This window comes from Streptomyces alanosinicus, assembly GCF_014650595.1.
Lineage (GTDB): Bacteria > Actinomycetota > Actinomycetes > Streptomycetales > Streptomycetaceae > Streptomyces > Streptomyces alanosinicus.
Map to the genome: position 1 here is coordinate 227,094 of NZ_BMVG01000001.1, position 23,136 is coordinate 250,229.

The 23,136-nt window shown below is 70.4% G+C and carries 18 protein-coding genes; 1 reads left to right on the forward strand and 17 read right to left on the reverse strand.

The window, feature by feature from the left end; translation table 11 throughout:
* Window positions 1–17: 17 nt before the first annotated feature.
* Window positions 18–1,235: a TraR/DksA family transcriptional regulator gene (locus IE277_RS01045; RefSeq protein ID WP_189947552.1), complete on the reverse strand. Its 1,218-nt coding sequence runs from the start codon at window positions 1,233–1,235 to the stop codon at window positions 18–20.
* A gap of 604 nt (window positions 1,236–1,839) precedes the next feature.
* Between IE277_RS01045 and ileS the strand changes: the two genes are divergently transcribed.
* Complete coding sequence (ileS, locus tag IE277_RS01050) at window positions 1,840–4,983, forward strand: isoleucine--tRNA ligase (protein WP_189947554.1); 3,144 nt, start codon at window positions 1,840–1,842, stop codon at window positions 4,981–4,983.
* 203 nt (window positions 4,984–5,186) lie between these two features.
* On the opposite strand, the gene IE277_RS01055 is transcribed toward ileS, so the two are convergent.
* The 16 genes from IE277_RS01055 to rsmH form a co-directional block, all read right to left on the reverse strand.
* On the reverse strand, window positions 5,187–6,356 hold the full coding sequence (locus IE277_RS01055) for a DivIVA domain-containing protein (RefSeq protein WP_189947556.1): 1,170 nt from the start codon (window positions 6,354–6,356) through the stop codon (window positions 5,187–5,189).
* A 55-nt stretch (window positions 6,357–6,411) separates the two neighbouring features.
* On the reverse strand, window positions 6,412–6,699 hold the full coding sequence (locus IE277_RS01060) for a YggT family protein (protein ID WP_189947558.1): 288 nt from the start codon (window positions 6,697–6,699) through the stop codon (window positions 6,412–6,414).
* Between the two features lie 61 nt (window positions 6,700–6,760).
* Window positions 6,761–7,402 carry a cell division protein SepF gene (locus tag IE277_RS01065; RefSeq protein WP_189947560.1) on the reverse strand — a complete coding sequence of 214 codons (642 nt, stop codon included), beginning with the start codon at window positions 7,400–7,402 and terminating at the stop codon, window positions 6,761–6,763.
* Between the two features lie 128 nt (window positions 7,403–7,530).
* On the reverse strand, window positions 7,531–8,250 hold the full coding sequence (locus IE277_RS01070) for a YggS family pyridoxal phosphate-dependent enzyme (protein WP_189947562.1): 720 nt from the start codon (window positions 8,248–8,250) through the stop codon (window positions 7,531–7,533).
* A gap of 6 nt (window positions 8,251–8,256) precedes the next feature.
* Window positions 8,257–9,021 carry a peptidoglycan editing factor PgeF gene (gene pgeF / locus IE277_RS01075; protein WP_189947564.1) on the reverse strand — a complete coding sequence of 255 codons (765 nt, stop codon included), beginning with the start codon at window positions 9,019–9,021 and terminating at the stop codon, window positions 8,257–8,259.
* Window positions 9,018–10,226 carry a cell division protein FtsZ gene (ftsZ, locus tag IE277_RS01080; RefSeq protein WP_189947566.1) on the reverse strand — a complete coding sequence of 403 codons (1,209 nt, stop codon included), beginning with the start codon at window positions 10,224–10,226 and terminating at the stop codon, window positions 9,018–9,020. Before ftsZ ends, pgeF begins: the two co-directional genes overlap by 4 nt.
* A 279-nt stretch (window positions 10,227–10,505) precedes the next feature.
* Complete coding sequence (locus IE277_RS01085) at window positions 10,506–11,300, reverse strand: cell division protein FtsQ/DivIB (protein WP_189947568.1); 795 nt, start codon at window positions 11,298–11,300, stop codon at window positions 10,506–10,508.
* A 26-nt stretch (window positions 11,301–11,326) separates the two neighbouring features.
* The gene (gene murG / locus IE277_RS01090) at window positions 11,327–12,415 is read right to left on the reverse strand and encodes an undecaprenyldiphospho-muramoylpentapeptide beta-N-acetylglucosaminyltransferase (protein ID WP_189947570.1); all 1,089 of its coding nucleotides are present in this window, start codon (window positions 12,413–12,415) and stop codon (window positions 11,327–11,329) included.
* Window positions 12,416–12,421: 6 nt separating this feature from the next.
* A complete protein-coding gene (gene ftsW, locus IE277_RS01095) occupies window positions 12,422–13,789 on the reverse strand; it encodes a putative lipid II flippase FtsW (RefSeq protein ID WP_189947572.1) in 1,368 nt (455 codons plus the stop codon).
* A gap of 68 nt (window positions 13,790–13,857) precedes the next feature.
* A complete protein-coding gene (gene murD / locus IE277_RS01100; RefSeq protein WP_189947574.1) occupies window positions 13,858–15,294 on the reverse strand; it encodes a UDP-N-acetylmuramoyl-L-alanine--D-glutamate ligase in 1,437 nt (478 codons plus the stop codon).
* Window positions 15,276–16,349: a phospho-N-acetylmuramoyl-pentapeptide-transferase gene (gene mraY / locus IE277_RS01105; RefSeq protein WP_189947576.1), complete on the reverse strand. Its 1,074-nt coding sequence runs from the start codon at window positions 16,347–16,349 to the stop codon at window positions 15,276–15,278. The genes murD and mraY overlap by 19 nt, the downstream gene beginning before the upstream one ends.
* Entirely contained in the window at window positions 16,346–17,752 is a 1,407-nt protein-coding gene (locus IE277_RS01110) for a UDP-N-acetylmuramoyl-tripeptide--D-alanyl-D-alanine ligase (protein ID WP_189947578.1), read from the reverse strand. Before IE277_RS01110 ends, mraY begins: the two co-directional genes overlap by 4 nt.
* Window positions 17,753–17,780: 28 nt before the next feature.
* Window positions 17,781–19,436: a UDP-N-acetylmuramoyl-L-alanyl-D-glutamate--2,6-diaminopimelate ligase gene (locus IE277_RS01115; protein WP_189947580.1), complete on the reverse strand. Its 1,656-nt coding sequence runs from the start codon at window positions 19,434–19,436 to the stop codon at window positions 17,781–17,783.
* A gap of 30 nt (window positions 19,437–19,466) precedes the next feature.
* On the reverse strand, window positions 19,467–21,422 hold the full coding sequence (locus tag IE277_RS01120; RefSeq protein ID WP_308433333.1) for a peptidoglycan D,D-transpeptidase FtsI family protein: 1,956 nt from the start codon (window positions 21,420–21,422) through the stop codon (window positions 19,467–19,469).
* Window positions 21,423–21,427: 5 nt separating this feature from the next.
* Complete coding sequence (gene ftsL / locus IE277_RS01125) at window positions 21,428–22,006, reverse strand: cell division protein FtsL (protein WP_189947584.1); 579 nt, start codon at window positions 22,004–22,006, stop codon at window positions 21,428–21,430.
* 72 nt (window positions 22,007–22,078) lie between these two features.
* Entirely contained in the window at window positions 22,079–23,035 is a 957-nt protein-coding gene (gene rsmH, locus IE277_RS01130; RefSeq protein ID WP_189947586.1) for a 16S rRNA (cytosine(1402)-N(4))-methyltransferase RsmH, read from the reverse strand.
* Window positions 23,036–23,136 lie beyond the last annotated feature (101 nt).

The window sequence follows — 23,136 nt, forward strand, 5'->3', positions numbered from 1 at the left end:
GGCACGGCCCGGCACCGTCAGGAGCGGCGTTCCTGCTTCTGCTTGCACTCGACGCACAGGGTGGCCCTGGGGAACGCCTGCATCCGGGCCTTGCCGATGGGGTTGCCGCAGTTCTCGCACAGACCGTAGGTGCCCGCGTCCAGCCGCTCCAGTGCGTGCTCGTTCTGGATCAGCATCTCGCGCGCGTTGGCGGCCAGCGCCATCTCGTGCTCGCGCGTGATGTTCTTGGTGCCCGTGTCGGCCTGGTCGTCTCCCGCGCCGTCCCCGGAGTCCCGCATCAGCCCCACGATGGAGGCCTCGGAGGAGCTGATCTCGGCGCGCAGCCGCTCCACCTCGGACTGCAGCTCGGCACGGGCCTCGGCGACCTCCTCCGAGGTCCAGGGGTCCTCGCCGGGGCGCACCGCCAGCTCGCCGGGTTCCGCCGCGGCGATACGCGCCTTGGGAACAGCGCTCTCCGCCGTGGCCGTGCCAGGAGTCTTCTTCGCAACCACTGTCGTGGCTCCCGTCTGCTTCGCGGCCCGCGCCGCGCCCGCTTTCTTGGCCGTGCTCGTGTCGGCCGTCTCCGTGGAGACGCCCTTGGCGGCCGCCTTCCTGCCGCCGGCCTTCTTCGCCGGCTGCCGGCCGGCCGCCTCCTCCGCCTCCGCCACCCCCTTCGCCTTCACCGCCGCCTTCTTCCCTACGGCCTTCTCGGCCGGCGCCTTCTCGGCAGCGGCTCGCCTCGCCTCGGACTTCTTCGCGGCAGTCTTCTTGGCCACGGCCTTCTTGGCCACGGTCTCCTTCGCTGCGGTCTTCGCTGCGGTCTTCGCTGCGGATTCCTTCGCAGCGGTCTCCTTCGCCGCGGGTTCCTCGCCCGGCGCCTCCTTGGGAGCGGCCTTCCCGGTGCCGGTCCTGGAGCCGGTCCTGGAGCCGGTCTTCTCAGCGGCCGCCGTCCCGGCCACGGACTTCACGGCTCCGGTTTCCCTGACTTCGGCGTTCTTGGCCCTGATCTCCTTGGCCGCGGTCTTCTCGGGAGCCTTCCCCCTGGCCGACTTCTCCCCCGCGGCCGTCTCCTTCGCCGCCGTCTTCTTCGAGGCCGCCTTCTTCTCGGCCGGTGCCGCGTCCTTTCCCCCGATGGTCTTCTTCTTGCCGGCTGCTCCCTCGGCCTCGCCACCGGAGGCAGCCGTAGCGCCGGAGGCGGCCGCGCCCCCGCGCCGACCGGTCGCCGGCTGCTGTACGGCGGTCTTTTTCGCCACCATGGCCGCGACCCCTTCACATATTGTGATCTAGTTCGCGAATCGTTCTGGGACGATAAATCGACTTGCGTCCCGCGGCAACGGGGCACACCGCCCGATTCGCCCGCCCGCACCCCCCACGCAACGGGCCTGCATCCGTTGTGCCCAGCTCCCCGCGGGGTATGCCGCCGGGCCCGGCCGCCACGGACCCGGGCGCCGGGCCTCGCGCCATTCGGGTCATCCCGGCCCGTCGCACCGCCCGGGACCGCGCCCCACGGAAATCCGGTCCGCGACTGTCCGCGCGGCGCCGTACACTGGGCGGAGCGAAAGGCGTGGATGGGGACGAGTAGCGGCGTACGCAGCCCAGAGCGACCCGGGGACGGTGTGAGCCCGGGGGCGAGCGCGACGTGAAGATCACCCCGGAGCCGCCGGAAGAAAGCCGCAGCCAGTGCGCTGCGGCGAGTAGAGCCGGCTTCGCGACCCAATGAGGGGGCTCACCGACGCGTACAGCGCGGCGGAGGGCCAAGGAGGGTGGTACCGCGGGAGCGCGCCGCACACGGCGTAGACAGGAACGAAGGCTCTCGTCCCTCCGACGGAAGGCAGCAAGTCCGTTGGAGGATGCTCGCAGATGACAGCGCCGACGTACCGCCAGGTGCCCGCACAGGTCGACCTGCCCGCTCTTGAGCACGCGGTGCTCGACTTCTGGCGTGAGCAGAAGATCTTCACCAAGAGCCTGGAGCAGTCCGAGGGCCGCCCCGAGTGGGTGTTCTACGAGGGCCCGCCCACCGCGAACGGCATGCCCGGCGCCCACCACATCGAGGCGCGCGTCTTCAAGGACGTCTTCCCCCGCTTCCGCACCATGCGCGGCTACCACGTGGCCCGCAAGGCCGGCTGGGACTGCCACGGCCTGCCCGTCGAGCTGGCCGTCGAGAAGGAGCTGGGCTTCTCCGGCAAGCAGGACATCGAGGCGTACGGCATCGCCGAGTTCAACGCCAAGTGCCGTGAGTCGGTGACCCGGCACACCGACGCCTTCGCCGAGCTGACGACCCGCATGGGCTACTGGGTCGACCTGGACGACGCCTACCGCACCATGGACCCCGAGTACGTGGAATCGGTCTGGTGGTCGCTGAAGGAGATCTTCGCCAAGGGCCTGCTGGTCCAGGACCACCGCGTCGCCCCCTGGTGCCCGCGCTGCGGCACCGGCCTGTCCGACCACGAACTGGCGCAGGGCTACGAGACGGTCGTCGACCCGTCCGTGTACGTCCGTTTCCCGCTCACCTCCGGTCCGCTGGCCGGCGAGGCCGCGCTCCTGGTGTGGACGACGACCCCGTGGACCCTGGTGTCCAACACGGCGGTCGCCGTGCACCCGGAGGTCACCTACGTCGTCGCGACCGACGGCGAGGAGAAGCTCGTCGTCGCCGAGCCGCTTCTCGCCAAGGCTCTCGGCGAGGGCTGGGAGACCACGGGCCAGACCTTCACCGGCGCCGAGATGGAGCGCTGGACGTACCAACGTCCCTTCGAGCTCGTGGAGTTCCCGGAACCGGCACACTTCCTGGTGAACGCGGACTACGTGACGACCGAGGACGGTACGGGTCTGGTCCACCAGTCCCCCGCCTTCGGTGAGGACGACCTCAAGGTCTGCCGCGCCTACGGCCTGCCGGTCGTGAACCCGGTCCGCCCGGACGGCACCTTCGAGGAGGACGTCCCGCTGGTCGGCGGCGTCTTCTTCAAGAAGGCGGACGAAAAGCTCACCGAGGACCTGTCGCAGCGTGACCTCCTCTTCAGACACCTGCCGTACGAGCACAGCTACCCGCACTGCTGGCGCTGCCACACCGCGCTGCTCTACTACGCACAGCCGTCCTGGTACATCCGCACGACGGCGATCAAGGACCGCCTCGTCCAGGAGAACGAGAAGACCAACTGGTTCCCCGAGACGGTCAAGCACGGCCGGTACGGCGACTGGCTGAACAACAACATCGACTGGGCGCTCTCCCGCAACCGCTACTGGGGCACCCCGCTGCCCGTCTGGCGCTGCGAGGACGACCACCTCACCGTCGTCGGCTCCCGCGCGGAGCTGACCGAGCTGTCCGGCACCGACCAGTCGAACCTGGACCCGCACCGCCCCTACATCGACGCGGTCACCTTCGCCTGCCGCCACGAGGGCTGCGGAAAGACGGCCACGCGCGTGCCCGAGGTCATCGACGCCTGGTACGACTCGGGTTCGATGCCGTTCGCGCAGTGGGGCTACCCGTACAAGAACAAGGAACTGTTCGAGAGCCGCTACCCGGCGCAGTTCATCTCCGAGGCCATCGACCAGACCCGCGGCTGGTTCTACACGCTGATGGCCGTCGGCACCCTCGTCTTCGACAAGTCGTCGTACGAAAACGTCGTCTGCCTCGGCCACATCCTCGCCGAGGACGGCCGCAAGATGTCCAAGCACCTGGGCAACATCCTGCAGCCGATCCCGCTCATGGACGCCAACGGCGCGGACGCGGTGCGCTGGTTCATGGCGGCCGGCGGCTCCCCGTGGGCGGCCCGCCGGGTCGGCCACGGCACCATCCAGGAGGTCGTCCGCAAGACCCTGCTGACGTACTGGAACACGGTCGCCTTCCAGGCGCTGTACGCCCGTACGTCCGCGTGGGCGCCCAGCACGGCGGACCCGGCCCCGGCCGAGCGCCCGCTGATCGACCGCTGGCTGCTGTCCGAACTCCACGCCCTGACCGACCAGGTGACCCAGGCCCTGGAGGCGTACGACACCCAGCGCGCCGGCAAGCTGCTCTCCGCGTTCGTCGACGACCTGTCCAACTGGTACGTCCGTCGCTCGCGCCGTCGCTTCTGGCAGGGCGACAAGGCCGCGCTGCGCACGCTGCACGAGGTGCTGGAGACGGTCACGAAGCTGATGGCACCGATCGTCCCGTTCATCACCGAGCGGGTGTGGCAGGACCTGATCGTGCCGGTGACCCCGGGCGCTCCGGAGTCGGTGCACCTGGCGGCCTGGCCGCAGACCGATCTGTCCGCGATCGACCCGGAGCTGTCGAAGCAGATGGTCCTGGTCCGCCGGCTGGTGGAGCTGGGCCGTGCCACGCGCGCGGAGTCGGGCGTCAAGACGCGCCAGCCGCTGTCCCGCGCGCTGATCGCCGCGACCGGCTTCGAGTCCCTGGACCCGGAGCTGCACACCCAGATCACCGAGGAGCTGAACGTCTCCTCGCTGGCGTCCCTCTCCGAGGTCGGCGGCTCGCTGGTGGACACCACCGCGAAGGCCAACTTCCGCGCCCTGGGCAAGCGGTTCGGCAAGCGGGTCCAGGACGTCGCCAAGGCCGTCGCCGGCGCCGACGCGGCCGCGCTGTCGCTCGCGTTGCGCGAGGGCACGGCCTCGGTGGAGGTCGGCGGTGAGACCGTCACCCTCGCCCCGGACGAGGTGATCATCACCGAGACCCCGCGCGAGGGCTGGTCGGTGGCCTCCGACTCCGGTGCCACCGTCGCCCTGGACCTGGAGATCACCGAGGAGCTGCGGCAGGCGGGCCTGGCCCGTGACGCGATCCGGCTGATCCAGGAGGCCCGTAAGAACAGCGGCCTGGATGTGGCCGATCGGATCGCCCTGCGCTGGGTGTCGACCGACCCTGCGGTGGTCGCCGCGCTCGGCGAGCACAGCGAGCTGATCGCGGACGAGGTCCTGGCGACCGACTTCGCCCAGGGCGAGGCCGACGGCAGCTTCGGCGAGCCGTTCACCGACGAGGGGCTGTCGCTCACGTTCCGACTGCGGAAGGCGTAAGCGCCGAGCGGTTCGAGATTCGAGAAGGGCCCGGTCTCCGGTTCGGAGGCCGGGCCCTTCTTCGCGGGTCCGTATCCGCAGGGGTCCGTATCCGCAGGGGTCCGCAACGCGCGTAAAAAGGGCGGGACCCCGGATCATGGAATCCGGGGTCCCGCCCTGAACGCTGCCGACGCCTAAGGCGTACTACTCACCGTGCCCGGTGCTCAGTTGTCGTCCTCGTCGATCAGGAACCCACGCATCGGCGAGGGAGCCTGACCCATCGGGGACGGACCCTGCGGACGAACCGGGGCCATGGGCTGCGTCATGGCCGGGGTCATCTGCTGCTGACCGCCGTAGGACGGGGCGGACGGGCCGGGGTTGCCGCCCATCGTCTGGTTACCGCCGTAGGACGGGGCGCTCGCGCCGGCCGGTGCCATGGAGGGCGCCGGGGACGGCGGCAGCGACGCGGTGGCCGGGGTACGCGGCGGGGCCAGGGAGTCGTCGGCCTGGGTCTCCAGCTGACGCAGCTGGGACTCGAGGTACGACTTCAGGCGCGTGCGGTACTCGCGCTCGAAGCCGCGCAGGTCCTCGACCTTGCGCTCCAGCGTGGCGCGGGCGGACTCCAGGGAGCCCATCGCGACGCGGTGCTTCTCCTGCGCGTCCCGCTCCAGGGCGTCGGCCTTGGCACGGGCGTCACGCTCCAGACCCTCGGCGCGGCTGCGGGCCTCGCCGACGATCTTGTTGGCCTCGGAGCGGGCCTCGGCGATCGCCTGGTCGGCGGTCTGCTGGGCCAGCGAGAGGACTCGGGCGGCGCTGTCGCCACCGGGGCCCTGACCGGGGCCGCCCATCGGACCGCCCATGGGGCCGCCCATCGGACCGCCCATCTGCTGCTGCATGGGCGGCTGTCCGCCCATCGGGCCCTGACCCATCGGGCCCTGACCCATCGGGCCCTGACCCATCGGACCCTGGCCCATCGGACCGGGACCCTGCGGGCCGCCCTGACCGCCGGGACCGGCGGGCAGCTGCGGGGCGCCGCTCGGCAGCTGGGGCGGGCCACCCATGGGGCCACCCATCTGCTGCTGCGGCGGGCCCGATATGCCGGCGGGCACCGGAGCGCCGGGACCTCGCATCCCCTGCTGAGGCATGCCCTGCTGCTGAGGATGCGGCTGCTGGTCCTGCTCCGGCGGGCCCTTGCGCATGTTCTGCTGGTTCTGCGCGGCCGCACGGGTCGCCGCGGCCAGCTTGGCGCGCAGGTCCTCGTTCTCGCGGAGCAGACGGGTCAGTTCGGCTTCGACCTCGTCGAGGAAGGCATCGACCTCGTCCTCGTCATAGCCTTCTCGGAGGCGGACGGTCGTGAACTGCTTGTTCCGCACGTCCTCGGGGGTCAACGGCATCTCTTCACCTCAACGTAGTCATCGGCAGTCGGCAAGACCGTATCGTCCACCCTCATCACACGAAGCTCCCCGTGATGGAGAGGAGGATGTAGACGATGATCATCAGTACGAAGAAGGACAGGTCGAGCGCCACGCCCCCGAGACGCAGCGGCGGGATGAACCGCCGCAGAAGCTTCAGCGGTGGATCGGTGACAGTGTAGGTGGCCTCCAGTACGACCACCATCGCCTTGCCGGGTTGCCACGAGCGGGCGAACTGGAACACATAATCCATGACCAGCCGGAAAATGAGCACGGCGAGGAACACCAGTAGCGCGGTGTGGACCACCAGTGCGAACACGCTCATGGTCTGCGCTTCCCTCTCCCCTGTTTCCGTGCTCTTCCGAACTTCGATCCGGTCGTGCGTCTCAGCTCTGGTTGAAGAACCCGCCCTCTGCGATGCGGGCCTTGTCCTCCGCCGTGACATCGACGTTAGCAGGAGACAACAGGAACACCTTCTGCGTCACCCGCTCGATGCTGCCGTGAAGACCAAACACCAAACCGGCCGCAAAGTCGACAAGTCGCTTTGCGTCTGTGTCATCCATCTCAGTCAGATTCATGATCACCGGGGTGCCCTCACGGAAGTGTTCCCCGATGGTACGGGCCTCGTTGTAGGTCCGGGGGTGAAGTGTGGTGATCCGGTACGGCTCTCGTTCCGACACGACCTTGGGCATGATCACCGGTGCGTTCTTCTCCAGGGACTGACGTTCTTGTGTGATGGATGCCACGGGCGCGATGCGCGCCGGACGTCCGGATTCCGCGGCGAGCGAAGTCGCGCGCGGCACCGACTCGCGTGGCGCGGGCGGTTGCACGATACGCACCTCTTCGTCCCTTTGGGACTGATGCGCACTGTGCGACTGGTGTGAAGATTCGTGTCGTCGATGGTCCCGCTCGGGCTCCGGGTCCAGCTCGGGCTCGAAGTCGTCGTCGGGGTCGAATCCCCGGCCGTCGTACCCATCGTCCTCCACGAGGCCGAGGTAGACCGCCATCTTGCGCATCGCGCCGGCCATGCTCTGAGTCCTCCGCTCTGTGGTGGATCGGCTGACGACTGCCAAGTGCCCGCGATCCACGCGGTCGTTGTGCCCGCCTTCACAGGCACTGACCATATTTTCTGCTGTGGTCCGACTTCTTGGCGACGTTACCCGAGCTTGGGGCGGACTCCGAGTACCGCAGTGCCGACGCGCACATGTGTCGCCCCAGCGGCCACGGCCTGTTCGAGGTCCGCACTCATCCCTGCCGACACCATGGTTGCAGTCGGATGAGTTCGGCGCAGGTCAGTCGACAAATCCATGAGCCGTCCGAACGCCGCTTGTTCATGCCCCGCGTACTCCCCGGTGAGCGGTGCGACGGTCATCAGTCCGTCGAGCCGCAGCCCGGGCGCGTCGCCGACCAGGTCGGCCAACTCTTCGATTCCGTCCGGCGCGACGCCTCCGCGCTCGCCCCGGCCGTTCACGCCCGCATCCAGCGCCACCTGGATCAGGCAGCCGATCTCGCGCTCCGCCCGCACCGCCTCCCTGGACAGCGCGGTGACGAGCCGGGCACGGTCGACGGACTGCACGACACCGGCATAACCGACCACGGATCGGACCTTGTTGGTCTGCAACTGACCGACAAAGTGCCATGTCAGGGGCAGATCCGCGCATGCGGCGGCCTTCGGCGCCGCGTCCTGGTCGCGATTCTCGGCGACATGACGCACACCCAGTTCCGACAGGATCCGCACATCGCTCGCGGGGTAGGTCTTGGTGACCACGATCAGGGTCACCTCCGCCCGCTCGCGCCCCGCCGCCGCACAGGCGGCGGTGATGCGTTCCTCCACTTTCGCCAGGTTTTTGGCGAGTTCGGTCTTACGGTCCGTCATGCCCCATCAGTCCAGCCATACATAGCTCGCGAGCCGCCCGGTGGTGCGGTCGCGGCGGTACGAGAAGTGGTCGCCCGACTCCAGCGTGCACACCGGCGCCTGCGCCCTGTCGCACACCCCGAGCCGGTCGAGCTGCGCGTGCACCCCGGCGCTCACATCGACCGCCGGCGTACCCCAGCTCGTCTCCGCGTGCGCCGTCGGCTCGACGGCGGCCACTTCGGCGCGCATCGACTCCGGTACCTCGTAGCACCGCCCGCACACCGCCGGTCCGGTGCGGGCGACGATCCGGCCCGGCTCGGCACCGAGTTCGACCATGGCCCGTACGGCGGCGGGGACGACCCCCTTGACCATCCCGGGCCGGCCCGCGTGCGCCGCCGCGGCGACCCCGGCGACGGGATCGGCCAGCAGCACCGGCACACAGTCGGCGGTCAGGACGGCGAGGGCGAGTCCGCGGCGGTCGGTGACGACGGCGTCGACCTCCGGCACCGGCTTGTCCCGCTCTTGGCTTCGCTGGAGCGGGGGGACCCCCATGCCCCACGGCTCCCGCACCACGGCCACATCGGCGCCGTGCACCTGGTTCATCCAGACGACCCGCCCCGCGTCGAGGCCGAGCGCCTTGGCGGCGATGTCCCGGTTGGCCCGTACGGCCTCAGGGTCGTCGCCGACCGCGCCACCGAGGTTGAGCTCCTCATACGGAGCGGCGCTCACCCCGCCCCACCGGTCGGTGAAGGCGAAGTGCGCGCCGCTCACGCTCTCGCGCCGTCCTATCACTTCAGGAAGTCCGGCACGTCCAGCTCCTCGGCCGCGCTGTCCGAGTAGGTCCGGGGCGCCGGCGTCACCGGCGGGGTGACCGGGATCTCCGCCACCGGCTCGGGAGCCTGCTCCGGCTCCTCCTTGGGCTTGACGCTGCCCAGCGAGCCGAAGGACGGACGGCTGGGCTCGCTCGGCCGGGCCGGGGCGGGCTCCTCGCGGCGGGTGGAGGCCGAAGACGAGGCCGAGCCGAGGACGTTGTCCCGGCGGGCGGGCGGCTGGCCGCCGTCGAAGCCGGCGGCGATCACGGTGACCCGCACCTCGTCACCGAGGGCGTCGTCGATGACCGCGCCGAAGATGATGTTGGCCTCGGGGTGGGCGGCCTCGCTGACCAGCTGGGCCGCCTCGTTGATCTCGAACAGACCGAGGTCGGAGCCGCCGGAGATGGAGAGCAGCACACCGCGGGCGCCGTCGATGGACGCCTCCAGCAGCGGGGAGGAGATCGCCATCTCGGCCGCGGCCACCGCGCGGTCGTCGCCGCGGGCCGAACCGATGCCCATGAGGGCCGAACCGGCCTCGGACATGACCGACTTCACATCGGCGAAGTCGAGGTTGATCAGGCCGGGGGTGGTGATGAGGTCGGTGATGCCCTGGACACCGGAGAGCAGGACCTGGTCGGCCGACTTGAAGGCGTCCAGGACCGAGACCTGGCGGTCCGAGATGGACAGCAGCCGGTCGTTCGGGATGACGATGAGGGTGTCGACCTCTTCCCGCAGCTCGGCGATACCGTCCTCGGCCTGGTTCGCGCGGCGCCGTCCCTCGAAGGTGAACGGGCGCGTGACCACGCCGATGGTCAGGGCGCCGAGCGAGCGCGCGATGTTGGCCACGACGGGGGCGCCGCCGGTGCCGGTGCCGCCGCCCTCACCGGCCGTCACGAAAACCATGTCGGCCCCCTTGAGGACCTCCTCGATCTCCTCGCGGTGGTCCTCGGCGGCCTTGCGGCCGACGGCCGGGTTGGCCCCGGCGCCGAGTCCGCGGGTGAGTTCACGGCCGACGTCGAGCTTGACGTCGGCGTCGCTCATCAACAGCGCCTGTGCGTCGGTGTTGATGGCGATGAACTCGACACCCTTGAGACCGACCTCGATCATCCGGTTGATGGCATTGACACCACCGCCGCCGACACCGATGACCTTGATGACTGCGAGGTAGTTCTGCGGTGCTGCCACGTCGAAGGCCTCTCGCCTCGAATTACGTTGTCGCCGCCGTGCGGTGCCCCGCGTCGGGACGACGGATGCCGAATGGGACGGTCCGTAACGCCGACCCGAACCCTAACCCTGAAGTTTAGGGTTACCAGTGTGTGTGTTCCCTGAAGTCTTCTGAACAGGACACTAAGTCGACAAGTGGCGCACGTTCAACGAACACGCCGAACCTCCCGTTTTTCTTTTCACCCTATGTGATCAGCCGTAGCAGTGCCCAACCAGGGTGCTGGCCTGCGCAGATGTGCGTCAACTCCCCGATGACGCAGGGGCGGTGGGAACGCTGACGTCGAAGTGCCGCGCGCCGGGAGCTGCTTTCATGAGAGCCGTGAGGGCCCGTGCCTTGGTCCGGCCGTCCTCACTGCTGCCCCATGCCACCGTGCGGCCGTCGGCCAACTCCAGCGAGATGGTGTCGTAGGAGCGGACTTGGACCGTCCGGGTCTCCTTCGCCACGGCGGCCGGCAGGGCCCCGGCGACCCGGACCGCCTCGCGCACCAGCCGGTCGGTGCCGAACCGCCGGAAGCTGGCCGCGGCGGAACCCGTGCGGGAAGCGGACAATTCCAGCATCGGTACGGCCTTCGGCGCCTGCGGAACCGTAGCGAACCGGACACCTTCGTCGTCGACTTCGACGAAGTCCCCGTCCTTTCGGTCCAGCAGCACCGGAGTACGCTCGGTCACCTTCAGCCCGATGCCATGAGGCCAGGACCGGGCCACAACAACAGTGTCAATTCGTGGCAATTTCCGGCGCAATCGGGCTTCGATGGCTCCGGTGTCGACGGAAATCATCGGCGCCCCGACCGGCACGGCGGCCGCGTCACGCACCTCGGCGGGGGTCAGGACATCGGTGCCGGACACCGACACCTGCCGGACCCGCAGCCACGCGGAGCCGTACAACGCCCAGACGCCACCGGCCCCGAGGAGCAGGACGACCACGGCCAGGATGACGATCGTACGAAGGCGCGGTCTTCTGAGCCTGCGGACGAGCGGCGGGCCGGACGACTCCTGCTGGCGTTCACCGCGCTCGGCGGTCGTCGGTCCGGCCACGCTCACTGCCCTTTCGTCATACGGTCCTAACGGCGCGAGGCGATCGCCTCGTACACCATGCCGACGAGCAGCTCGTCGGCGTCCCGGCGGCCGAACTCGCTTGCCGCGCGTGACATCTCGTACAGCCGGTGCGGGTCGGCGAGCACGGGCAGGACGTTCTGCTGCACCCACTCCGGCGTCAGCTCCGCGTCGTCGACAAGGAGTCCACCGCCCGCCTTCACCACCGGCTGGGCGTTCAGCCGCTGTTCGCCGTTGCCGATGGGCAGCGGGACATAGGCGGCCGGAAGCCCGACGGCGGAGAGTTCGGCGACGGTCATCGCGCCCGCGCGGCAGAGCATCATGTCGGCCGCGGCGTACGCGAGGTCCATCCGGTCCAAGTAACTTACCGGGACATAGGGGGGCATTCCCGGCATCTGCTGTACCTGCGGCAGTTCGTTCTTCGGGCCGACCGCGTGCAGGATCTGGATACCGGCCTGCTGCAGCCACGGGGCGACCTGCTGGACCACCTCGTTGAGACGCCGGGCGCCCTGGGAGCCGCCGGAGACGAGCAGCGTGGGCAGGTTGGGGTCGAGGCCGAAGCGATGGCGCCCCTCGGGGCGGGCGGCGGCCCGGTCCAGGGTGGCGATGGAGCGGCGCAGCGGGATGCCGATGTAGCGGGCGTCACGCAGCTTGCTGTCCGGCGTGGAGACGGCGACCCGGGCCGCGTACCGCGAGCCGATCTTGTTGGCCAGGCCGGGGCGGGCGTTGGCCTCGTGGATCACGATCGGCACGCCGAGCCGCTTGGCGGCGAGGTAGCCGGGCAGGGCGACATAGCCGCCGAAGCCGACGACACAGTCCGCCTTGGTGCGCTCCAGGATCTGCTCGGCGGCCTTGATGGTGCCGCGCAGCCGGCCCGGGACGGTGATCAGCTCGGGGGTGGGCCTGCGGGGCAGCGGCACCGCCGGGATCAGCGCCAGCTCGTAACCGCGCTCCGGGACCAGCTTGGTCTCCAGGCCACGCTCTGTGCCGAGGGCCGTGATCCCCACGGTCGGGTCCTGCCTGCGCAGGGCGTCCGCGAGGGCGAGCGCGGGCTCGATGTGGCCGGCGGTCCCCCCACCGGCGAGTACGACATGCACCGAAATTCACCGCTCTCCGGACGAACGCGCCACCGCGGCACGCCGTCGCATCGTGTTCCATCTCCGGGGTTTCCGACCGGACCCGGAGCCCCCAGCTCCCCGCTTTCTACCAAAGCGAGGTTGCCGCATGGCAAGCGCCGCCCGCGCAGCGGGCTCGTCGCGTGCGAAGGCGATCAGCAACCCGATGGCGAACATGGTCGGCAGCAGGGCGGACCCTCCGTAGGAGAACAGCGGGAGGGGGACGCCGGCGATCGGCAGCAGACCGAGCACCGCACCGATGTTGATCACCGCCTGGGCGGTGATCCAGGTGGTCACGCCTCCCGCGGCATACCTCACGAAGGGGTCCTCCGTGCGTCCGGCCACGCGGATACCCGCATAGCCTAGAGCCGCGAACAGGGCGAGCACCGACAGCGTCCCTGCCAGGCCCAGCTCCTCACCGGTGACGGCGAAGATGAAGTCGGTGTGGGCTTCCGGTAGTTGGCCCCATTTTTCCACACTCGCGCCGAGACCGGAGCCGAAGAGTCCGCCGGAGGCGAGGGCGTAGATGCCGTGCACGGCCTGCCAGCAGTCGGCGCCGCCCGTCCTGGGCTCGGTGGCGCCGATGCAGGCGAGCCGGGCCATCCGGTTGGCGCTGGTCTTGATGAGGACGAAACCGATCAGGGCGGCGATCTGCAGCACGCCCACGAACAGTCTCGTCGGCGCCCCGGCGAGCCACAGCAGGCCGAACAGGATCGCCGTGAGAATGATGGCGGTGCCCATGTCGCCGCCGAGCATGATCAGCCCGAGCAGCAGGAAGGCGCCCGGCACCAGCGGCACCAGCATGTGCTTCCACTGGGTCAGCAGCTTCTTCTCCTGCTTGCGCGCGATCAGGTCCGCGCCCCACAGCACCAGGGCCAGCTTGCCGAACTCGCTCGGCTGGATCTGGAAGGAGCCGCCGAGGGAGATCCAGTTCTGGTTGCCGTTGACCGCCATCCCTATCCCGGGCACCTGCACCAGGGCCATCAGGAAGACGGCACCGGCCAGGATCGGGTAGGCCAGCGCCCGGTGCAGCTTCACCGGCATGCGGGAGGCCAGGAACAGCAGTACGCCGCCCAGCGCGGCGGCCAGCAGCTGCTTGCGGAAGAAGTACGACCCGGGCAGCGACATCTGCAGCGCGGTGACCTGGGAGGCCGAGTAGACCATGACCAGGCCCAGCACGGTGATCAGTACGCTGCCGCCGAGGATCAGGTAGTAGGCGGTCAGCGGACGGTCCCAGGCCTTCCGCGCGCGCGAGTAGAGCCGTTGCACGGGACTGTCGCGCCGGGGCCGGGGAACGGCGGGCCGCTGCTGGGACGGCCGTGGCACGGGCGGCCGGCCGGTACGGCTACTGGACATCGGCGCCTCCACTGAACGTCGACCGTCCCACGCGTCCCTCCCAAGATCCGCCCGGCGGGCGGCCGGGGTCAGGCTTCGAGTTCGCGGACCGCCGCCGCGAACGCGTCGCCACGCTGGTTGTAGTTGGTGAACATGTCCATGGAGGCGCAGGCCGGGGCCAGCAGCACCGTGTCACCGGGCTGCGCGAGCCGTTTCGCTTCCGTCACCGCCTGGAGCATCGCCTCAGTGTCGGTCCGGTCGAGGTCGACGACGGGTACTTCCGGGGCGTGTCGCGCGAGGGCCTCGCGGATCAGGGCTCGATCGGCGCCGATCAGGACCGCACCGCGAAGTCGCTTTGCCGACTTGGCGACCAGCTCGTCGAAGGCCGCGCCCTTCGCCAGCCCACCCGCAATCCATACAATCGACTCATATGACGCCAATGAGGCTTCGGCGGCATGCGTGTTGGTGGCCTTGGAGTCGTCCACGTACGCCACGGCGTCGATGTCGGCGACATGCGCGATGCGGTGGGCGTCCGGACGGAAGGCCCTGAGGCCGTCGCGTACGGCCGTGGCGGGCACCCCGAAGGCGCGCGCGAGGGCCGCCGCGGCAAGGGCGTTGGCGATGTTGTGCGGGGCCGGCGGGTTGACATCGCCGACCTCGGCCAGCTCCTGTGCGTTCTTGTGCCGGTCGGCCACGAAGGCGCGGTCGACCAGGATGCCGTCCACGACGCCGAGTTGGGAGGGCCCGGGGGTGCCCAGGGTGAACCCGACGGCCCGGCAGCCCTCCTCCACGTCGGCCTCGCGCACCAGGTCCTCGGTGAGCTTGTCCGCCACGTTGTAGACGCAGGCGACGCGATTGCCCTCGTAGATACGGCCCTTGTCGGCGGCGTAGGCCTCCATGGAGCCGTGCCAGTCGAGGTGGTCCGGGGCGAGGTTGAGGACGGTGGCGGAGTGGGCGCGCAGCGAGGGCGCCCAGTGCAGCTGGTAGCTGGACAGCTCCACGGCGAGGACGTCGTACTGCTCCTCGCCGAGGACCGTGTCCAGCAGGGAGACGCCGATATTGCCGACGGCCGCCGTGCGCAGGCCCGCGGCCCGCAGGATCGACGCCAGCATCTGCACGGTCGTGGTCTTGCCGTTGGTGCCGGTGACGGCGAGCCAGGGCGCCGCGTCGGGGCCGCGCAGACGCCAGGCAAGCTCGACGTCACCCCAGATCGGCACGCCCGCCTGCCCCGCCGCCAGGAACAGCGGCTTGTCCGGCTTCCAGCCGGGCGCGGTGACGATCAGCTCGGTGCCCTCCGGCAGGGTCGCTCCGTCGCCGAGGCGCACGGTGATCCCGAGCGCCTCCAGCTCCGCGGCCTGCGCGCGTGCGCGTGCGTCGTCGCCGTCGTTGACGACCGTGACGATCGCCCCGCGCGCGTGCAGCACCTTGGCCGCCGGGACGCCGGAGACGCCGAGGCCTGCGACGACGACGTGCTTGCCCTGGAGGTCGGAGGGCTCCGAGGTGGAGGTCACTTTTCCGCTGCCCATCCCGCATAGAAGAGGCCCAGTCCGACAATCACACAGATTCCCTGGATGATCCAGAATCGGACCACCACAAGGACTTCGGACCAGCCCTTGAGTTCGAAGTGGTGCTGGAGCGGTGCCATCCGGAAGACGCGTTTGCCGGTGAGCCGGAAGGAGCCGACCTGGATGACGACCGACATGGTGATGAGGACGAACAGGCCGCCCATGATGGCCACCAGCAGTTCCGTGCGGGAGAGGATGGCCAGACCCGTGAGGACACCGCCGAGGGCGAGCGAGCCGGTGTCGCCCATGAAGATCTTCGCCGGCGAGGTGTTCCACCACAGGAAGCCCAGGCAGGCGCCCATCAGCGCGGAGGCGATCACCGCGAGGTCGAGCGGGTCGCGCACCTCGTAGCAGGCGGCCGGGTTGGTCAGGGTCTGGTCGTTGGCGCAGGACTCCTGGAACTGCCAGACGCCGATGAACGTGTAAGCACCGAAGACCAGCACGGAGGCGCCGGTGGCCAGGCCGTCCAGACCGTCGGTCAGGTTCACGCCGTTCGACATCGCGAGGATCATGAACAGCGCCCAGACGACGAACAGCACCGGGCCGATCGTCCAGCCGAAGTCGGTGATGAAGGACAGCTTGGTGGAGGCCGGGGTGTTGCCGCGCGCGTCGGCGAACATCAGCGACAGCACGGCGAACGAGATGCCGACGATCAGCTGGCCGGCCATCTTCGCCTTGGCCCGCAGGCCCAGCGAACGCCGCTTGACGATCTTGATGTAGTCGTCGAGGAAGCCGACCAGCCCCATGCCGAACATCAGCCCGAGGACCAGGATGCCGGAGTAGGTGGGCGCGTAACCCGTGATGAGCTTGCTCAGGAAGTACGCGGCGATCGTCGCCAGGATGAAGGCGATGCCGCCCATGGTCGGCGTACCGCGCTTGCTGGCGTGCTCGCGCGGGCCGTCGTCACGGATGTACTGGCCGTAGCCCTTCCGTGCGAGGAGCTTGATCAGCAGCGGGGTGCCGATCAGCGTCAGGAAGAGGCCAATGACTCCTGAGAACAGGATCTGCTTCATCATCGGGCGGCAACCTCGCCCTCGGCAGCGGTCTCGACGAGTGCCTGGGCAACGCTCTCCAGGCCCACCGATCGGGACGCCTTCACGAGGACGACGTCCCCCGGGCGCAACTCGCTGCGCAACAGGTCGATCGCCGCCTGTGCGTCGGACACGTGCACCGACTCCTCACCCCACGAACCCTCGTTATATGCGCCCAGTTGCAGCCAGGAGGCCTCAATCCCCCCGACGGCGACGAGCTTGCTGACGTTGAGCCGGACGGCGAGCCGTCCGACGGCGTCGTGCTCGGCGAGCGCCTCGTCCCCCAGCTCGGCCATCTTGCCGAGCACCGCCCACGTGCGGCGCCCCTTGCCCATGGCCGCGAGCGCCCGGAGGGCGGCCCGCATGGACTCGGGGTTGGCGTTGTAGGCGTCGTTGACGATGGTCACGCCGTCCGGTCGCTCGGTGACCTCCATGCGCCAGCGGGAGAGGGTGCCCGCCTCGGAGAGCGCGGTGGCGATCTCTTCCGCGGACATGCCCAGCTCATGGGCGACGGCGGCCGCGGCGAGCGCGTTCGACACGTGGTGCTCACCGTACAGGCGCATGGTCACATCACATGCACCGGAGGGTGTGTGAAGTCTGAAGGACGGCTGTCCGCTGTCCGTGAGTCGCACGTTCTCGGCGCGTACGTCCGCTTCGGCCGACTCTCCGAAAAGGACCACCTTCGCCTTGGTACGGGGGGCCATGGCCCGGACCAGCGGGTCGTCGGCGTTGAGGATCGCCGCCCCGTCCTCCGGGAGGCCCTCGACGATCTCGCCCTTGGCCTGCGCGATCTGCTCGCGGCCGCCGAACTCGCCGATGTGGGCGGTGCCGACGTTGAGGACGAGGCCGATCTTCGGAGGCGTCAGACCCGTGAGGTAGCGGATGTGCCCGATCCCGCGGGCGCCCATCTCCAGCACGAGGAACTGCGTCTCCTCGGTGGCGGACAGGGCCGTCAGCGGCAGCCCGATCTCGTTGTTGAGCGAGCCGGGCGTGAACACCGTCGGCGCCTTGTGCCGGAGCACCTGCGCGATGAGGTCCTTGGTGCTGGTCTTGCCGGCCGAGCCGGTCAGGGCGACGAGGGTCGCGCCGAGCCGGCGTACGACGTGCCGGGCGAGGGCGCCGAGGGCGGTCTGCACGTCCTCGACCACGATCGCGGGCTCGCCGACCGGGCGTGACGCCAGTACGGCGACCGCGCCCGCCTCGACGACCGCGGCGGCGAAGTCGTGGCCGTCGACACGCTCGCCGACGAAGGCGGCGAACAGGCTGCCGGGCACCACCTCGCGGGAGTCCCGGACGACCGGCCCGGTGACCTGGACGGACGGATCCGGTATGTCCTGCGTCTGCCCGCCGACGACTGCTGCGATCTCGGCGAGGGAGAGGGCGATCACAAGTTCATCCCCTGGGTCTTCTGGATTTTCATCCCTGGGTCTTCTGGATGGCTGCGCGGAGCACCTGGCGGTCGTCGAACGGACGGACCACGCCGGCGATGTCCTGGCCCTGCTCATGGCCCTTGCCCGCGACCAGCACGGTGTCGCCGGCCTGGGCGCGGCCCACCGCCGCGGCGATCGCCGCGGCCCGCTCCTCGAAGAGGAGCACCTCGCCACGCTCGTGCGCGGGCACGGAGGCGGCTCCCTGGAGCATGGTCGCGAGGATCGCGAGCGGGTCCTCGGAGCGGGGGTTGTCGGAGGTCAGTACGGCCGTGTCGGCGAGCCGGGCCGCGGCGGCGCCCATCGGGGCACGCTTGGTCCGGTCGCGGTCGCCGCCGCAGCCGAGGACGATGTGCAGCCGGCCCTTGGTGACCTTGCGCAGCGCCTTGAGCACCGATTCGACCGCGTCGGTCTTGTGGGCGTAGTCGACGACCGCGAGATAGGGCTGCCCGGCGTCCACGCGCTCCAGCCGGCCGGGGACGCCGGGTACGGCGGCGATGCCGTCGGCGGCGGTCTGCGGGTCGAGACCGGCGGCGGCGAGGGCGACGACGGCGGCGAGGGTGTTCGCCACGTTGAAGGGACCGGCGATCGGCGACCTGGCGTGGATCCGCTCGCCGTCCGGGCCGACGGCGGTGAACGTCGAGTCCGTGGGGCCGACCTGGACGTCCTCGGCGCGCCAGTCGGCGTCGGGGTGGCCCTCGGCGGAGAAGGTGACGACCGGGACCGTGGCCTCCTTCGCGAGCCGGCGGCCGTACTCGTCGTCGGCGTTGATCACACCGAGCTTGCTGCGCTTCGGCGTGAACAGCTGTGCCTTGGCCCGGAAGTAGTCCTCCATGTCGGAGTGGAACTCCATGTGTTCCGGGCTGAGGTTGGTGAACACGGCGATGTCGAAGACACAGCCGTCGACCCGGCCGAGGACCAGGGCGTGGCTGGAGACCTCCATGGCGACCGCGTCGACGCCGCGCTCGCGCATGACGGCGAAGAGGGCCTGCAGGTCGGTGGCCTCGGGGGTGGTGCGCTCGGACTTGATGCGCTCGTCGCCGATGCGCATCTCGACCGTGCCGACGAGACCGGTGGACTTCGCGGTCCGCAGCCCGCCCTCGACCAGATAGGCGGTGGTGGTCTTGCCGGAGGTGCCGGTGATGCCGATCTGGAGCAGGTCGCGGCCGGGGTGACCGTAGATCGTCGCCGCGAGTTCGCCCATCCGCGCGCGCGGGTCGGCGGCGACGAGGACCGGCAGCCCGGTGGCGGCGGCGCGCTCGGCGCCCGTCGGGTCGGTGAGCACGGCGACCGCGCCGAGGCCGGCGGCCTGGGTGACGAAGTCGGCGCCGTGCAGACGGGCCCCCGGGAGGGCGGCGTACAGGTCGCCGGGGCGGACGGCGCGCGAGTCGTGGGTGATCCCCGTGACCTCGGCGGCGGCGTCGGGAGCGGCGGCACCCAGCTGATCGGCGAGTTCCGCGAGGGGTGTGGCGGAGACCTGAACCGGTCGCGGCGGTCCCGGATATGTCACGGAAGCGCCCTTCTGAGTGGTTTGGGACTGATCAGCGTGTGGCACGGCGGTGAGCGTACCGGGCGCACCGGGTCCGGAGCGAAGTGAGGGGCGCCGGGGGCCGTGGTTCCCGGGGTCCGGGGTGATCGTCGTCACGAGTTCGTTCCTGGTGGTCCGGTGTGCTGATCAGGGCTTGTAGTCGACGGGCAGGTTGGCGGGCTGGGCTCCGGTGGGCGGGACCTGGAGGGTCTTCAGGGCGAACTCCATCACCTGCTTGTAGATGGGGCCGCAGATCTGGCCGCCGTAGTAGCTGCCGGAGGTGGCGTTCTGGATGGCGCAGTAGACGGTGATCCGGGGGTTGTCGGCGGGGGCGAATCCGGCGAAGGACGAGGTGTAGCCGCGGTACTTGCCGGTGGCCGGATCCACGCGGTTGGCCGTGCCGGTCTTGCCGGCGACGTTGTAGCCGGGGATGCGGGCCTTGATGCCGGTGCCCTGCTCGTCGTCCACGACGGACTCCAGCATCTGGGCGACCGTGGCGGCGGTCCGGTCGCTGACCACCCGTGTCTCCTTGGGCTTCGGCGCGGGGGTGAGGCGTCCGTCGGGGCCCTTGGTGCCGCGCACCAGGGTCGGCTCGATCCGGACCCCGCCGTTGGCGATGGTCGAGTACACGGAGGCGGCCTGCACGGCGTTGATGGAGAAACCCTGGCCGAAAGGAATCGTGTACTGCTGCGACGTGGACCACTTCTGGTACGGCGCGAGGATGCCGGGGGTCTCACCGGGAAAGCCGAGCCCGGTGTAGCTGCCGATGCCGAACTTGCGCAGGTAGGAGTAGAGGACCTTGTTCGCCTCGGACTGCGTCCGCCCGAGCTGGCCGGTGGCCAGGATCGTCCCGATGTTGCTGGACTTGGCGAGCACGCCGTTCAGCGTGAGGTACCAGGTGTCGTGGTCGACGTCGTCCTGGAAGAGCCGGTCGCCGCGGTGCAGCCGGTTGGGTACGACGACATGGGTGAGCGGGGTCGCCGCGTTCTCCTGCAGCACGGCCGCCATGGACATCACCTTGGCGGTGGAGCCGGGCTCGTAGGCGTCCTGAAGGGCCGCGTTGCCCATGGCCTCCGCGTCCGCCTTGGACAGGTTGTTCGGGTCGAAGCCGGGTGCGTTGGCCATGGCCAGGATCTGGCCGGTGCGGGTGTCCTGGACGACGACATAGCCACGGTCCGCGTCGGACCTGCGCACCTGTTCGGTGATGGCCTTCTGCGCGGCCCACTGGATGTCGCGGTCGATGGTCAGCTCGACGTCGGAGCCGGGCACGGCGGGTGTCTCGTTGGAGCCGACCGTGGGCACCTCACGCCCGCCGGACTGGGCATAGCGGATCTTGCCGTCCTTGCCCGACAGCTGCTTGTTCAGCTCCTGCTCGATGCCGCCGCCGCCCTGGCCGTCGGCGTTGACCCAGCCGAGGGTCCCGGCGGCGAGGTCACCGCCCGGGTACACGCGCTGGCTGCTGGGGTCGGCGAAGACACCGGCCAGCACATTGGCGGTGTTGTTGTCCGTCTGCGCCTTCGTGGCGAGTGTGTTCCTCAGGTCCTTGATCTGCTTCCAGACCTGCGGGGTCTGCCGGTTGGCCAGCCGGGTGTACCGGGAGTTCTTGTTCCTGGGCCGCAGCTTGTGCACGAGCGTGGCCTGGTCCTGCCCGAGGATCGGGGCCAGCAGCGCGGCGGCCTGCTCGGGCCCGTCGTCGATCTTCAGCTGCTTCCTGGTGAACATCGTCGGGTCGGCCGTGATGTCGTACGCGTCCTCGCTGACGGCGAGGGCCACGCCGCTGCGGTCGGTGATCCGGCCGCGATCGGCCGTCAGCGTGTGCACGACATACCGGTTCTGCTCGGCCCGCGCGGCGTACGCGCTGGCGTCGACCGCCTGCACCTGCAGCAGCCGTACGACGAACGCGAGCAGCACCAGGGTCAGCATGAGGCTGACCATGCGCAGCCGGGGCCGCGGGCTGCCGAGCCGGAGGGTCTGCTGGGCCGGCGGCCGCGCGCCGCCAGGCCGCCGCACCGGATGCGCACCGGGACCGGGCCGGCGCCGCACGGCGTTCCCGGACCGGGCCGGCCCGGGCACCCGACGGCGCGGTGCTTCCCTGTCGGACACTTGGCTCACCTGCCGGGGATCGGAGTGGGCTGAGGGAGTGCGGGCGGCGGCGGGACGGCCGCCGCCGGGGCGGGCAGCGCGGGGGTGGGCTGGGGGCCGCCGGTGAGCATGGGCTGCTCCTGGGGGGACGCGCCGGAGGGGAGCGGGGATCCCGTCGTGGCGAGGGCGGGTGCCGGACTCAGGGCCGTGGGGGCCGCGGGGACGGTCAGGGCGGCCGAGCGGGGGGCGGCGCTCGGGACGCCCTTGACCCTGCCGTCGGGGCCGAGGAAGGCCGGGTCGCCACCGGGGACCATGCCGAGTTCACGGGCCCGGCGCTGGAGGGCGTCCGGGGCCGAGTAGGCGTCGATGTCGCGCTGGAGGCCCTGTTCCTCGTCGGTGAGGCTCTTCGTCCGCTTCTGCAGATCGGCGAGTTTGAACGAGCCTTCGCTGAGCGCGGAGTTCAGCACCAGCAGCCCGATGAGGCCGCCGCCGAGCAGCAGGACGACCAGAAGGACGAACGGGGCGCGGGCGGCCTGGGCGCGGCCGGCGGGAAAGAGCCGGACGACTCGCGCGGCCCGCCCCCTCAGTTCGGGTTTCCTACTCACGGCTCCCCCGGTGGGTTCGGGAATCCAACCGGCCGCCCCTGTGCCTTCGGGAATCCGACCGACCCGTCTCGCTCACTCGGCGTCCTCCCTGATGCGCTCGGCGCCGCGCAGCCTCGCCGGTGCGGCCCGGCGGTTCTCGGCGACCTCTTCCTCGGTGGGAAGTTCGGCACCCCGCGTGAGCAGCTTGAGCCGTGGCTGGTAGCGCTCCGGCACGACGGGCAGGCCGGGCGGCGCGGTGGTCGCGGCACCGGCCGCGAACACCTGCTTGACCAGCCGGTCCTCAAGCGAGTGATACGACAGCACGGCGACCCGCCCGCCGACGGCGAGGGCCTTCACCGACGCCGGGATCGCCCGCTCCAGGACGGACAGTTCGCCGTTGACCTCGATGCGCAGCGCCTGGAAGGTGCGCTTGGCCGGGTTGCCGCCGGTGCGCTTGGCGGCCTGCGGCAGGGCGTCCCGGATCAGCTCGACAAGCCGCGCGCTGTTGCTGAACGGCTCCTTCTCCCGCTCCCGCACGATCGCGGACACGATCCGCTTGGCCTGCTTCTCCTCGCCGTACATGCGCAGGATGCGCACGAGTTCGCCCGCCGGGTAGGTGTTGAGGACCTCGGCGGCGCTGATGCCGGTCGTCTGGTCCATCCGCATGTCCAGGGGCGCGTCCTGGGCGTAGGCGAAGCCGCGGTCGGCCTCGTCCAGCTGCATGGAGGAGACCCCGAGGTCGAACAGGACGCCCTGCACGCGCGCGATGCCGAGCCGGCGCAGGACGTCGGGCAGTTCGTCGTAGACGGCGTGCACGAGGGTGGCGCGCTCGCCGAAGGGCGCCAGCCGCTCACCGGACAGGCGCAGTGCCTCCTTGTCCCGGTCGAGACCGATCAGCCGCGCCTCGGGGAACCGGGTCAGCAGCGCCTCGCTGTGTCCGCCGAGGCCGAGGGTGCAGTCGACGACCACCGCTCCCGGGTGCTCCAGGGCGGGCGCCAGCAGGTCCAGGCACCGCTGGAGCATCACCGGGACGTGTCGACTCTGGCTCAAGGGGGCCTCTCATCTTCCGGCAGGGCCCATCCGCACCGCCGGGTCCCCACCAGCTCGTGAAGGGGAGGCCTGCCGGCGCCGGAAGCGTCAGCCGGACCGGG

Coding starts and splice junctions, on each gene's coding strand:
- IE277_RS01070 (WP_189947562.1), bottom strand. CDS start 8,250: ATGACGGACCGTAAGACCGAACTCGCCAAAAACCTGGCGAAAGTGGAG.
- mraY (WP_189947576.1), bottom strand. CDS start 16,349: ATGATGAAGCAGATCCTGTTCTCAGGAGTCATTGGCCTCTTCCTGACG.
- ileS (WP_189947554.1), top strand. CDS start 1,840: ATGACAGCGCCGACGTACCGCCAGGTGCCCGCACAGGTCGACCTGCCC.
- IE277_RS01065 (WP_189947560.1), bottom strand. CDS start 7,402: ATGGCCGGCGCGATGCGCAAGATGGCGGTCTACCTCGGCCTCGTGGAG.
- IE277_RS01045 (WP_189947552.1), bottom strand. CDS start 1,235: ATGGTGGCGAAAAAGACCGCCGTACAGCAGCCGGCGACCGGTCGGCGC.
- IE277_RS01055 (WP_189947556.1), bottom strand. CDS start 6,356: ATGCCGTTGACCCCCGAGGACGTGCGGAACAAGCAGTTCACGACCGTC.
- murD (WP_189947574.1), bottom strand. CDS start 15,294: ATGGGCAGCGGAAAAGTGACCTCCACCTCGGAGCCCTCCGACCTCCAG.
- ftsW (WP_189947572.1), bottom strand. CDS start 13,789: ATGTCCAGTAGCCGTACCGGCCGGCCGCCCGTGCCACGGCCGTCCCAG.
- IE277_RS01060 (WP_189947558.1), bottom strand. CDS start 6,699: ATGAGCGTGTTCGCACTGGTGGTCCACACCGCGCTACTGGTGTTCCTC.